The sequence below is a fragment of the Klebsiella sp. LY genome (genome assembly GCF_004010915.1).
Taxonomy (GTDB): Bacteria; Pseudomonadota; Gammaproteobacteria; order Enterobacterales; family Enterobacteriaceae; genus Klebsiella; species Klebsiella quasipneumoniae.
In genome coordinates, this window is sequence record NZ_CP022444.1 from 1,479,198 (window position 1) to 1,491,802 (window position 12,605).

Sequence of the window (12,605 nt, forward strand, 5' to 3'; positions counted from 1 at the left end):
TTCCTTATTCATGAATTGCGTCAATATCTTCTCGTGTCGGTTCATGACGGACCGCCAGCAGGAAGAAAATGGGAATAATGGCGGCAAGCGAGACCACCCAGAACATCTGCGTGCCGAGCGAGGCCTGCAGCAGCGGCAGAATAAACAGCGCCAGCGCGCTGCCGATCCCGGAAAGCGCCCGGCTGAAACCGACCCCGGTGGCGCGAATGGCGGTGGGATAGGAGAGCGCCGGGTAGATCATCAGCTGCGCCCCCGGGCCAAATCCTTCGGCGAACAGCCACAGTCCCAGCATCGCGATGGCCAGTACGATGCCTGCCGTCGCGTGCGGTTGCCCCACCAGCGCCAGCACAATCAGCGCCACAAACTGCAGGGCAAAGCCGGCTATCGCCACATGACGCGAAGGATATTTCCACGCCAGATGCATACCAAGCAGCCCGCCGGTAAAGGCAAACAGGGCGTTCAGCCCCAGTGATGCCGAAATAGTTTCGAAGACGCCAGCCCCGAGAAACTGGGCAAGAATTGACGGCAGGAAAAAGGCAATCGCCGTGTACTCGAAGGAGATACAGATATTCATCACCCCGGCGACGATAGTCCGCTCACGGTAGGGTTTTTCGAACAGCACGCGAAAGCTCACTTTCGGCGCCGGCGCCGGCTTCGCCGTCGGGACCTCATGGGCATGGATCCCCCAGGAGTCGCGTAAGATGCGCACCGCAGAGGTCAGATCGCCCTGGTTTGCCGCCCACAGCGGGGATTCGTTCATGAACCGGCTGCGGACGGCGATAATCAGCAGCGCCGGCACGGCGCCGAACAGCAGGGAGGCGCGCCACAGCCAGTCAAGATGCTCCTGCGGCAACAGGAAATAGAGACCGAAGATAATAAGAAAGCAGACGGTTGAGGCGGCGTACCACATCGGGCACCACGCCGCGAGGCGAGCCGCTTTGTTGCCTTTGCCGGCAAAGCGGGAAAACTCGGCCAGATAGGACATCGCCACCGGCAGGTCGATGCCGACGCCGATGCCCATCAGGAAGCGAGCGCCAATCAACACCCAGACGTTTGGCGCCAGCCCGGCGGCGATAGCCGAAATAACGAAAAAGAACATATCGGCCATAAACACCGAATAGCGACCATATTTATCGGTCAGCCAGCCGCCAATAATATTGCCGACAATGGTCCCGACCATAATGGAGGAGGTCACCAGGCCGGTCAGCAGCGGCGAGAGCTGAAATTCACGCACGACGTCATCAATACCGTAAGAGAGCGTGGTTAAGTCATACGCGTCGAGAAAAACGCCGCCCAGCGCGAGGAAGACAATCATCCGCGCATATTTCGCCTGTTCCCTGCCGGAATTAATTAGCCGCGCCACATCCCCGACGCTACTGACCGGTACCGAAGCGATACCGGGATTATCCACTGGTAATGTACTCATTTTTTCACCTTATTATTTTGTGCAGGTCATCAGCGGTTATAAACCTCGAGCGGCGAGAATCAAAACAACAATTCATACTATAAAAATCAATATAATCAATAAGTTAATTAAAATCACCAGCACAAAAAGGACGCGCTTTCGCGCATCCTAAAAGGAAGTAAATAACAACGAAAAGAGACGTCGTGCAGGACGCTTATTCCGCCGATACCGGAACTAATACGTCTTTTACCAGCGGATCGTTGGTGGTTTTTAACCACGTCTGGATCCGTGGGTCAGAAAAGGCCTGTTTTAATTTGACGATATTTTCCTGCGATAAATACGGCGTACCAATCACTAATTGCGAAGCAAAGGTGCGCGGCGCCGGCGGGAATAAAATGCCTTTCTCACGCGGCACTTTCCCGGCGTCAAATTGCGAGACATAGCCGATGGCGGCATCCACCGAATTTAACGCCCGCGGCATGGTCAGCAGATCCAGCTCTTTAAAGACAAACTGATGCGGGTTGTCGACAATATTTTTCAGCTTCGCCGTGCGCGGCTCTACCGCCGGGTCAAGCGAGATCAAACCAATGCGCTGCAGCAGCCACAGAGCCTGTCCCTGATTGGCGCCGTCGTCAGGCACCACGATGGTCGCGCCGTTGGGCAACGCCTGTACCGACGAGTAGCGGTCGGAATAGATGCCGAACGCCCACTGGAACACCGGCACCGTAGTCGACAGCGCAAAGCCGTTGGCGTCCACCACCTGTTTAAGCCACCACTGATGCTGATAGATCGTCCCGGCATACTGTCCTTCCGCTACCGCGCGGTCAGCCTGAACCGGATCCTGCACCCCCACCGCCTCCAGCTTCAGGCCGTAATCGGGCGCAATATGCTGATTAATATACTCAATAATCCGCTGCTCGCCGGCCATCGCCGGCTCGTAGTGAATTTTTAACGTGCTGCCGAAGACCACCTGCTGGCTTTGGGTATGTCCCCGCCACCACCAGAAAGCGATGGCGAGCAGGATAATCACCGCCAGCGCCGCCAGCCAGGGCCAGCGCCGCGCTTTACGTAACTCAAATTGCTCTGTTGTCATACAAGGTTCCCCTGCGTGTGGCGTAAACGGTTGACCAGGCGGTCACCCAAAAATTGAATCACCTGGATCGTGGCGATCAGGGCCACGATCGTCGCGATCATGATATGGTTGTCGAAGCGCTGATAGCCGTACACCACGGCCAGGTAGCCGATGCCCCCGGCGCCGATGGTCCCGGCGATGGCCGAATACTCGATCATCGAGACCAGGTTTAGCGTCACCGCCGCCACCAGCGCCGGCAATGCTTCACTGAGCTGCGCGCTGGCAATGATTTGCCAGCGCGATCCACCGCAGACGACGCCCACCGCGGTGACCTCCGCCGGCAGCTCGCGCAGCGCGTTCTCCACCAGACGGCCAAAGAACGGGACGCCGGCGGCGATCATGGGCACCACCGCGGCGGGGATGCCAATCGTGGTGCCGGTCAGCCAGTAAGTGAACGGGATAATAGCGGCCATCAGCACCAGAAACGGCAGCGAACGTCCCATGTTGACCACCCAGTTCAGCAGCCGGTACAGCAGTGCGTGCGGAAATAATCCCCGCGGCGAGGCGTTAAATAGCACCACCCCCACCAGCCCTCCCAGCGTGACGACAAACAGCATCACAATGGCCACCATTAGCCAGGTTTCGCCATAGGCGGGAAGCAGCAGCGAAGGGATTTCGCTCCAGGGGGTGTCCTGGCTGATCACTGTCGGTTTCATACCGCCTCCCTGAGCAACGGCGCGCTGTCGAGGATCTCCGCCGTCATGCCGAGCTGCGCCAGCAGGCCCTGCAGCCGCGCGGGCGACAGGCGTTCGCCCTGAAAGCGCACTCCAACCTGCAGACGACCGGCCAGTCGACCGTTAATCACCTCGACGTGGCCGCCAAGGAGATCGATCTGCAGCGCCCACTGCTGGCTCAGGCGGCTGATCCAGTCGGTGGCCACCGGCACATCCCAGCGGTAGCTCAGACGCAGCAGCAAATCGCTGTGGGCCGCTGCCGCCGGCGTCAGCGGCAACAGCTGCTGGCCGAGCAGGGAATCGGGACGCGCCAGCAGATCTTCGAGCCGCCCGTACTGGACGATCGTCCCGTCGCGGATCTCCGCCACCGCATCCGCCGCCGAGCGCACGGCGTCCATTTCATGGGTGATCAGGACGATCGCCAACTGGTACTCATCACGCAGCCGCTTGAGCAGAGTCAGCACCGAGGCCGTGGCCTGAGGATCGAGGCCGGAGGTGGCTTCATCCGCCAGCAGAACGGACGGGCGCAGCGCCAGCGCGCGGGCAATGGCGATCCGCTGGCGCTGGCCGCCGGAGAGCTGGGCCGGCCAGGCATCCGCTTTGTGGCTCAGGCCGACGCTCTCCAGCAGCTCACCGACCCGCGCCTTGATATCGCGCTCCACCACGCCAAGCCACGCCAGCGGCAGGGCGACATTCTCCCAGGCGGTCCTGCGGCTCAGCAGCGCCGAAGACTGGAAAACGGTGCCAATCGCCCGCCTCTCCCGGCGCAGCGCCTCGCCGGACAGCACCGACAGATCCAGGCCATTGATACGAATGCTGCCGCTGTCCGGGCGCTCCAGCAGGCTGATGCAGCGCGCGAGAGTTGATTTACCGGCGCCGCTCGGCCCCACCACCGCGGTGATGGAGCGCTCAGGCACCTGCAGCGATAGCCCTTTCAGCACCGCGCTGAGCCGGCCATCCACCGTGCGGTAGCTTTTATGCAGATCATCGATAGCGATCATGTCACCTTCTCCTCTACCGATGCCGCCGTGCGCGCATCGCGTCGGTAGCTGGCGCCCGGGTGAGGCGCGGCCAGACGCGGACCGGCGCCGAACAGTTTTTCGCGCAGGGTCCCCTCACGGTATTCTTGCTTAAAGACGCCGCGCTTTTGCAGCTCTGGCACCAGCAGCTCAACGACGTCGCGGAAGGTTTCGTGGGTGACGGCATAGGCAAGGTTAAAGCCATCGACATCCGTCTCTTCGACCCAGGACTGCAGTTCGTCCGCCACGGTTTGCGCGCTGCCGACCACCAGCGGGCCGAAGCCGCCGATACCGGCCCAGTCGGCCAGGGCCTGCACCGTCCACTGCCGGTTCGGGTCCGCAGTGGAGAAGGCCTCCACCGCCGACTGAATGGCGTTGGTGTGCAGATACTTCAGCACCTGATCCGGCTGATACTGGCCGAAATCAATCCCCGTCCAGCCGGAGAGCAGCGCCAGCGCGCCTTCATAACTGACGTACTGCTTATATTCCTGCCATTTCGCCTGCGCCTCGCGGTCGGTGTCGCCAACAATTACCGTCTGCAGATTGAAGATCAGAATGCTGTGCGGATCGCGCCCGGCCTCAGCCGCCCGGCGGCGAATATCCGCCACCGTCTTCTTCAGCAGCACTTTCGACGGCGCAGCGACGAAGACGCATTCGGCATGGCCGGCGGCGAACTGTTTGCCGCGGCTGGACGCTCCCGCCTGATACAGTACCGGTGTGCGCTGCGGGGATGGCTCGCAGAGGTGGATCCCCGGCACGGAAAAGAACTGTCCCTGATGGTTAATGGGATGGATTTTCCGCGGATCGCTGAAGATCTTGCGCTCTCTGTCGCGCAGCACCGCCCCGTCCTCCCAGCTTCCCTCCAGCAGTTTGTAGATCACCTGCAAATACTCATCGGCATAGTCATAGCGGGTGTCGTGGTCGGTCTGAGTTTGCTGGCCGATATTGCGCGCCCCGCTCTCCAGATAGGAGGTGACGATGTTCCAGCCCACCCGCCCTTTGGTCAGATGGTCGAGCGTCGACAGACGACGGGCGAAGGGGTAAGGATGCTCAAACGACAGCGAGGCGGTCAGACCGAAGCCCAGATGCTCCGTCACCAGCGCCATCGGAGTGATCAGGGCCAGCGGATCGTTGACCGGCACCTGCGTCGCCTGGCGGATCGCCGCGTCGCCGCTGCCGTTCAGCACGTCGTAGACGCCAAGCACGTCGGCGATAAACAGCCCGTCGAACTTGCCGCGCTCCAGCAGTCGCGCCAGATTCACCCAGTACTCCAGATCTTTATACTGCCAGGAGCGATCCCGGGGATGCGCCCACAGGCCCGGCGACTGATGGCCGACGCAGTTCATATCGAAAGCGTTAAGACGAATTTCACGTTGTGATGACATAGCAATCTCCATAGCGCGGCCCGTCGCCGGGGCGCACGCGGCAAAATGAATCAGGGAAGGTAAAGGGAGGTATTCAGTACGCTGGACATCGGGAGTCCTGCGGGATCCCGAGCGTGAGTAACGCTTGCGCCGCCACCTCAGCGGCATGGTCGGCTACCTGCGGCAGGCCCATCAGTTCGCCAAAACGCCCGCGGGCGGCCGGACCGGCCACCAGCACCGGCAGCGCCTCAACCTGCGGATCAGCCACTGCCCGGGAACGGCTGTCCACCTCCAGGCCCATGCCGAAGGCATCGGCGCGAATCAGGCCGCAGCGGGCGAGGTCCTGTAAAAATGGCTGGCTGTCGGTTAGGGCACGGTGCGCGGGTCCGGTCGTCAGGATCAGATGATCGACGCTCAGGGTTTGCACGCCGCCGCCGCGCCGCGCCAGCGTCAGACGCAGCGTCTCGCCTTCAGCGCTCATCGACAGTAGCCTGGCCGCCTGCACCTGCAGACTGCCCGTGCGCTGGCGCGCCTCCAGCACCTCGGCGACCTGCGGCGCCACGCGGTAGCGGTGGACATCCCAGTAATGGCGCAGATGGCGCAGAAAACGCTGGCGATCGGCGACGCTGAGCGCCTGCCAGATCCGCTGCCCCTGCTGGCGGACCGCATCCAGCACCACCTGCCAGCTCAGGCCCTGCTGCGCCGCATACGCCACATCGAGGCGGATCTGGCGCAGGCGCTGGCGCAAGTTGCCCTGCTGATAGTCGCCGGGCCATGCTGCCCCCGCGCCGCTGAGGTTACCGCGCGACAGCAGGCCGTGGCGCGAAAAGGCGATGATACTGCCGCGGTGGCCCAACCGGTCCAGCGTCGCGACCGTATCGGCCATGGTTAATCCGGTGCCCATCACCGCCACCCGGGCGTGCGGGGCGATGGCGTCGAGCGCGCCAGGCTGCCACGGGTTGGCAATCAGCGCCGGATGGTGACGCCAGGCTTCGGCCTGCGCCGGCAGCGAAGGCGGTGGATGGCTGATCGCCAGCACCAGCAGGTCGGCCTTAAGCTGCAGTCCGCCCTCAGTGCTAACCGTCCCCTGATCAAAAGCGAACGCCCGATCGCGCAGGTGGCGCAGCCGTCCGCCGCTGGCGGCCGCGGCGTCGGAAAAACGCTGTGCCACATAGCGACCAAACTGGCCGCGCTGAGGGTAGACGGAACCGTCCGGGCGCAGCGCCTGCGCATCGGCGGCAAAGGCAGGCTGACGGCGGTACCAGCGATCGAAGGCGCCCTCTTCATCACCGGTCAGTTGCATACGGGCGGCCGGGACGTTAATCCGGTGCGTCGGCTCCGCGGTGGAGTAGGCCACCCCGGCGCCGGGAGTCTGACGCGGCTCCAGCAGCGTCACGCGCACCCCGTTCGGCGCCAGGCGCAGCAGCTCAATCGCCACCGCCGCGCCGCTGAAGCCACCGCCGATAATCACGATATGCGGTTCTGCACTCATCGCTGCCCTCCTCCGGTATGCTGTCTCATGGTCGCGCTCCTGGCCATCAGCTGGCGCTGGCCTGGCGCACCGGGCGCTTATCGCCGCCGATGGTTTCGCCAAACGGACCGGTGTTCACGCTGCGCGCCTTCGACGAGGCCGCGTTTTCCAGCGGCAGCAGAGGCATCACCAGCTCAGCGAAGCGGTGTGCCTCTTCCAGATGCGGGTAGCCGGAAAAGATAAAATTGCTGATGCCGAGCGCCTGATATTCGCGGATGCGCTCCGCCACCTGCTGAGGGTTACCCACCAGCGCGGTACCCGCGCCGCCGCGCACCAGCCCGACGCCGGCCCACAGATTAGGGGCAATACGCAGATTGTCGCGCGATCCCTGATGCAGGGCGCTCATCCGCGCCTGGCCAGCCGAGTCCATGCGGGCGAAGATCTTTTGCGCCTGAGCGATGGTGTCGTCGTCAAGATGGGCGATCAGCCGGTCGGCGGCGGCCCACGCCTCCTCTTCCGTTTCGCGCACGATGACGTGCAGACGGATGCCATATTGCAGGGTGCGTCCGCGGGCCGCGGCGCGCTCGCGCACCACCGCCAGCTTCTCCGCCACCAGTTCCGGCGGTTCGCCCCACGTTAGATAACTGTCGATCTGTTCGGCCGCCACATCGATAGCCGCCTCAGAAGAGCCGCCGAAGTACAGCGGCGGGCCATTCTCCTGAACCGGCGGAAACAGCACTTCCGCCCCCTCGACATGAATATGCTCCCCGTGATAGTCCACTTTCTCCCCGCGCAGCAGGCGGGAGTAAACGTCGAGAAATTCGCGAGTCACCTGGTAGCGTTCGCTGTGACTGAGAAAGATGCCATCGCCTTTGTTTTCCACCGGGTCGCCACCGGTGACGACATTGATCAGCAGCCGTCCTTCCGATAAACGGTCGAGGGTGGCCGCCATCCGCGCCGCCAGAGTGGGCGGCTGCAGACCCGGTCTGACCGCCACCAGATAGCGCAGACGGCGGGTCAACGGCGCCAGCGCCGAGGCCACCAGCCACGAATCTTCACAGCTTTTACCGGTGGGGATCAGCACGCCGTAATAACCCAGGCTGTCGGCCGCCAGCGCCACCTGCTGCAGATAAGGTAAATCGACCGGACGTCCACCCTCGGTGGTGCCCAGATAGCGGCCATCGCCATGGGTAGGTAAGAACCAGAAGACATTGATCTTGTCGGGAACTTGCTGCGTCATTATCTATTTCCTATATAACCATATCCGATATTTATCGAAGAGATGTTTTAATTTAGTTATATGAGTGTTAGCGATAATCATGCCAATGGTGAATGAAAAATTAATCTTTTAAAATCAAGGAATTGAAAACATCCCACGCGCGTCGTGCTGTTGCAAATCCCGCAGCCGCCGCGCATCCGCTGGCGCATTTGCAACAGCCGCTGGCCTTCCCCCTCTGGTTTCCGCCGCCGCCGCAGGATAAGTTCAGGAGGTCAACGACCGGAGGCCCGCTATGCTGAACCCAGAATCCCCTTCCACCGCTCCTGCGCTGATCGACCCGGCATCGAAGGCTTTCCAGAGCCTGCTGGACAAGCTCGCGCCGACGGAGGCTACCGTGCTGATCGTGGGCGAAACCGGCACCGGCAAGGAGGTGGTGGCGCGCTATCTCCATCACCACAGTCCCCGCCGCCAGCAGCCGTTTCTGGCCGTTAACTGCGGCGCGCTAACCGAGAGCCTTGCCGAAGCCGAACTGTTCGGCCATGAGAAAGGCGCCTTCACCGGCGCGCAGCAGGGACAGCCCGGCTGGTTTGAAGCCGCGGAAGGGGGGACGCTGCTGCTGGACGAGATCGGCGAATTAAGCCTGCCCCTGCAGGTCAAGCTGTTACGGGTGCTGCAGGAGCGCGAAATTACCCGCGTCGGCTCGCGCAAAGCGATTAAAGTGAATGTCCGGGTGATTGCCGCCACTCACGTCGACCTGGCCCAGGCAATCCGCGAGCGCCGCTTTCGCGAAGATCTCTACTATCGGCTGAATATCGCGGTGGTGCCGCTGCCGCCGCTGCGCCAGCGTCGGCAGGATATCCCGCAGCTGGCTCACCACTTTTTATCGCTCTATGCCCGCCGCCTCGGCCGGCCAACCCTGCGTCTGGCGCCGGAGTCGCTGGCCCGGCTGATGGACTATGCGTGGCCGGGTAATATTCGTGAGCTGGAAAACACCCTGCACAACGCGGTGCTGCTCAGTAAAGAAGAGGAGATTAGCCCCGCCCAGCTGCGCCTGGCGACGCTCAACGACGCCCCGTCGCCGGCGAGCGATCATGAACTGGACGACTTTATTCGCCACCAGCTGGCGCTTCCCGGCGAGCCGCTGTGGCAGCGGGTGACCAGCGCGCTGATCCGCCACGCCATGGCGCATTGCGACGATAATCAGAGCCAGGCGGCCGCGCTGTTAGGGATCAGTCGGCATACCTTACGCACCCAGCTCGCTAACCTCGGGCTGATCAAAAGCCGCCGCCGTCCGCCTGCGCCGCCGCGGGCATTCGCCAGCGCGACCGGGGCCGATCGCGAGCTGCGCATTGGCTACCAGCGCTTCGGCAGCCTCGGGATCCTGAAAGCCCGCCAGAGTCTGGAGACCGCCTTCGCCAGCCTCGGCGTCAACGTGCTGTGGAGCGAGTTTCCCGCCGGACCGCAGCTCCTTCACGCCCTCGCCTGCAACGAGATCGACTTTGGCACCACCGGAGAAGCGCCGCCGGTGTTCGCCCAGGCCAGCAACAGCGAACTAATGTACGTGGCGTGGGAGCCGCCGGCGCCGCGCAGCGTGGCGATGGTCGTCCCGCAGGAGAGCGACATTCGCCAGCTCAGCGATCTGCGCGGAAAACGCATCGCCCTCAATAAAGGGTCGAATGTCCACTGGCTGCTGCTGCAGATCCTCGAGGACGCCGGGCTGGGGCTGAACGACGTGCGGGTGGTCTATACCCCGCCGAAATACCCGCTGACCGCCAGCGACTATCTGGCGGTGGACGCCTGGATGATGTGGGATCCGCTGCTCAGCGACGCCGAACACACCGGCGAGCTGCGGGTGGTCGCCAGCGGCGAAGGACGGGTTAACAACCATCAGTTTTATCTCTCGCGACGGGACTATCTCGCTCAGCACGGCGATATCATGCGCCGCCTGCTGACGGAGCTGACCCACACCGGGCAGTTTATCGACTCGCATCGTGGCGAAGCGGCCCGCTTACTCTCAGCAGAGCTGGGGATTGACGCCCGGTCGCTGCGCATCGCCCTCGCCCGCCGTAGCCATCGCCCAAGGCCGATGGATCTGTCGGTGATCCGCGCCCAGCAGACCATCGCCGATCGCTTTTACGCCCTCGGGCTTATCACCAAACCGGTTCCGGTGCGGGAAGCGGTGTGGTACGGCGAGCCCGCGCCCGGCGTCGCCAGCTCGCTGATGGCGGTCGGTTAGCGAAAATTGCGCGTTATCTTCCTGATTGTTCAGGCGCAGATAGCCTCGATCCGATGGCGGTGTTACCCTAAAGACGCTGAGAATAAGGGGGTATCTGTGGCTGTTCATCTGTTAATCGTCGACGCGTTAAATCTGATCCGCCGCATCAACGCGGTGCAGGGTTCGCCCTGCGTCGATACCTGCCTGCATGCGCTGGAGCAGCTGATTGTCCACAGTCAGCCCACCCACGCGGTGGCGGTGTTTGATGATGAGGATCGCGCCCACGGCTGGCGCCACCAGCGCCTGCCGGAGTACAAAGCCGGCCGCGCGCCGATGCCGGATACGCTGGTCGCCGAGATGCCGGCGCTGCGGGCCGCCTTCGAACAGCGGGGGATCCGCTGCTGGGCCTCGCCGGGCAGCGAAGCGGACGATCTCGCCGCCACCCTGGCGGTGAAGGTGGCCCAGGCGGGCCATCAGGCCACCATTGTCTCCACCGACAAAGGCTACTGCCAGCTGCTGTCGCCCACCATCCGCATCCGCGACTACTTTCAGAAGCGCTGGCTGGACGCCCCCTTCATCGCCAGTGAGTTCGGCGTCACCCCGGAGCAGCTGGCGGATTACTGGGGGCTGGCGGGGATCAGCAGCTCGAAGGTGCCGGGCGTGGCGGGCATTGGCCCGAAAAGCGCCGCCCAGCTGCTGAACGAGTTTCAGGACCTGGAGGGGCTGTATGCCCGCCTGGCAGAGGTCCCGGAAAAGTGGCGCAAAAAGCTGGCAGCGCATCAGGAGATGGCCTTCACCTGCCGGGAAGTGGCCCGCCTGCAGACCGACCTACAGCTGGATGGCAATCTGCAGCAGCTGCGGCTGACCCGCTGACCCTACCCGAGCGTGGTGCCGGCGCGGCGGCACCGCCTGCTTCCCCCGGGTCGGCCCCTCACCAGGCCGCCTGATATAACTCGACGATATCGGCCAGGCTCGCCTCGCGCGGGTTGCCGCCGGTACACACATCCGCCAGCGCCGCCTGGGCCAGCGCCGGAATATCCTCTTTCCTGACGTCCACCTCGCGCAGATGGCCGGGAATACCGACATCGCGGTTTAGCTGGCACACCGCCTCCACCGCCGCCAGACGCGCGGCGCTCAGGCTTAACGCTTCCCCTTTGACGCCCATCGCCCTGGCGATATCGCGATATTTTTCCCCGGTCGCCTCAGCATTAAAGCGCATCACGTGCGGCAGCAGGATGGCATTCGCCACGCCGTGCGGCGTGTTGTAAAAAGCGCCGAGCGGATGCGCCATGCCGTGCACCAGGCCAAGCCCGACGTTGGAAAATCCCATTCCCGCCACATACTGGCCGAGCGCCATAGCTTCCCCCGCTCCGGCGTCGCCGGCAACCGAGCCGCGTAGCGCGCCGGCGATGATCTCGATGGCCTTGAGGTGCAGCGCATCGGTCAACGCCCAGGCGCCGCGAGTGAGGTACCCTTCGATAGCGTGCGTCAGGGCGTCCACGCCGGTGGCCGCCTTCAGCGCCGGCGGCATGGCGTCCATCATATCGGCATCGATAAAGGCCACCTGCGGAATATCGTGCGGGTCGACGCAGACGAATTTGCGCCGCTGTTCTTCATCGGTGATGACATAGTTAATCGTCACCTCCGCCGCGGTACCCGCGGTGGTCGGCACCGCGAAGATCGGCACGCTGGGCTGACGGGTGGGCGACAGCCCCTCCAGGCTGCGAACATCGGCGAACGCCGGGTTACGCTGAATAATACCGATCGCCTTACAGGTATCCTGCGGCGAACCGCCGCCGATGGCGATCAGGTAATCCGCCCCGCTGCGCTGAAAGGCCTGCAACCCCTGCTGAACCACGGCGATGGTGGGGTTCGGGATCACGTCGCTGAACATGTCCCATGCCAGCCCGGCGGCGTCCAGTTTGTCAGTGACTTTTGCCGCCACGCCGCACTTCGCGAGGGTCCTGTCGGTCACGATCAATGCCTTGCGATAACCGCGCCGCATCACTTCATCGGTTAATGCGTTTATCGCCCCCCGGCCAAACCACGCCGTTTCGTTGAGGATCATTCGGTTTGCCATCGCGTCTCTCCTGTTAGGGTTGCGGC

11 protein-coding genes are annotated in these 12,605 nt (G+C 63.2%); 2 read left to right on the top strand and 9 right to left on the bottom strand.

The window, feature by feature from the left end:
* Positions 1-4: 4 nt before the first annotated feature.
* The 8 genes from CE636_RS09980 to CE636_RS28665 form a co-directional block, all read right to left on the bottom strand.
* Positions 5-1,426, bottom strand: coding sequence for an MFS transporter (locus tag CE636_RS09980; RefSeq protein ID WP_017899191.1), 1,422 nt, complete (start codon positions 1,424-1,426; stop codon positions 5-7).
* A gap of 193 nt (positions 1,427-1,619) precedes the next feature.
* Positions 1,620-2,498: a MetQ/NlpA family ABC transporter substrate-binding protein gene (locus CE636_RS09990; protein ID WP_004205538.1), complete on the bottom strand. Its 879-nt coding sequence runs from the start codon at positions 2,496-2,498 to the stop codon at positions 1,620-1,622.
* Positions 2,495-3,193: a methionine ABC transporter permease gene (locus CE636_RS09995; protein ID WP_017899192.1), complete on the bottom strand. Its 699-nt coding sequence runs from the start codon at positions 3,191-3,193 to the stop codon at positions 2,495-2,497. The genes CE636_RS09990 and CE636_RS09995 overlap by 4 nt, the downstream gene beginning before the upstream one ends.
* Positions 3,190-4,212, bottom strand: a complete 1,023-nt coding sequence (locus tag CE636_RS10000) for a methionine ABC transporter ATP-binding protein (RefSeq protein WP_017899193.1) — start codon at positions 4,210-4,212, stop codon at positions 3,190-3,192. Before CE636_RS10000 ends, CE636_RS09995 begins: the two co-directional genes overlap by 4 nt.
* A complete protein-coding gene (locus tag CE636_RS10005) occupies positions 4,209-5,615 on the bottom strand; it encodes an LLM class flavin-dependent oxidoreductase (RefSeq protein ID WP_017899194.1) in 1,407 nt (468 codons plus the stop codon). Before CE636_RS10005 ends, CE636_RS10000 begins: the two co-directional genes overlap by 4 nt.
* Before the next feature lie 73 nt (positions 5,616-5,688).
* Positions 5,689-7,086, bottom strand: coding sequence for an FAD/NAD(P)-binding protein (locus CE636_RS10010; protein ID WP_017899195.1), 1,398 nt, complete (start codon positions 7,084-7,086; stop codon positions 5,689-5,691).
* A 46-nt stretch (positions 7,087-7,132) separates the two neighbouring features.
* Positions 7,133-8,305, bottom strand: a complete 1,173-nt coding sequence (gene ssuD / locus CE636_RS10015; RefSeq protein ID WP_004205532.1) for an FMNH2-dependent alkanesulfonate monooxygenase — start codon at positions 8,303-8,305, stop codon at positions 7,133-7,135.
* A gap of 77 nt (positions 8,306-8,382) precedes the next feature.
* Complete coding sequence (locus tag CE636_RS28665) at positions 8,383-8,499, bottom strand: hypothetical protein (protein WP_032447001.1); 117 nt, start codon at positions 8,497-8,499, stop codon at positions 8,383-8,385.
* A 77-nt stretch (positions 8,500-8,576) separates the two neighbouring features.
* On the opposite strand from CE636_RS28665, the gene CE636_RS10020 reads away from it, so the two are divergent.
* Complete coding sequence (locus CE636_RS10020) at positions 8,577-10,520, top strand: sigma-54-dependent Fis family transcriptional regulator (protein ID WP_004205531.1); 1,944 nt, start codon at positions 8,577-8,579, stop codon at positions 10,518-10,520.
* Positions 10,521-10,616: 96 nt separating this feature from the next.
* Complete coding sequence (gene xni / locus CE636_RS10025; protein ID WP_017899196.1) at positions 10,617-11,372, top strand: flap endonuclease Xni; 756 nt, start codon at positions 10,617-10,619, stop codon at positions 11,370-11,372.
* A 58-nt stretch (positions 11,373-11,430) separates the two neighbouring features.
* Here xni and fucO read toward each other — a convergent pair whose 3' ends face one another.
* Positions 11,431-12,579 (bottom strand): lactaldehyde reductase, encoded by a 1,149-nt coding sequence (fucO, locus tag CE636_RS10030; RefSeq protein ID WP_004205528.1) that lies wholly within the window; start codon positions 12,577-12,579, stop codon positions 11,431-11,433.
* Positions 12,580-12,605: the final 26 nt, after the last annotated feature.

Bases quoted from the DNA above. Each gene is read 5' to 3' on its own strand.
- CE636_RS09980 (WP_017899191.1), bottom strand. From the start codon at position 1,426: ATGAGTACATTACCAGTGGATAATCCCGGTATCGCTTCGGTACCGGTC.
- CE636_RS09990 (WP_004205538.1), bottom strand. From the start codon at position 2,498: ATGACAACAGAGCAATTTGAGTTACGTAAAGCGCGGCGCTGGCCCTGG.
- CE636_RS09995 (WP_017899192.1), bottom strand. From the start codon at position 3,193: ATGAAACCGACAGTGATCAGCCAGGACACCCCCTGGAGCGAAATCCCT.
- CE636_RS10000 (WP_017899193.1), bottom strand. From the start codon at position 4,212: ATGATCGCTATCGATGATCTGCATAAAAGCTACCGCACGGTGGATGGC.
- CE636_RS10005 (WP_017899194.1), bottom strand. From the start codon at position 5,615: ATGTCATCACAACGTGAAATTCGTCTTAACGCTTTCGATATGAACTGC.
- CE636_RS10010 (WP_017899195.1), bottom strand. From the start codon at position 7,086: ATGAGTGCAGAACCGCATATCGTGATTATCGGCGGTGGCTTCAGCGGC.
- ssuD (WP_004205532.1), bottom strand. From the start codon at position 8,305: ATGACGCAGCAAGTTCCCGACAAGATCAATGTCTTCTGGTTCTTACCT.
- CE636_RS10020 (WP_004205531.1), top strand. From the start codon at position 8,577: ATGCTGAACCCAGAATCCCCTTCCACCGCTCCTGCGCTGATCGACCCG.
- fucO (WP_004205528.1), bottom strand. From the start codon at position 12,579: ATGGCAAACCGAATGATCCTCAACGAAACGGCGTGGTTTGGCCGGGGG.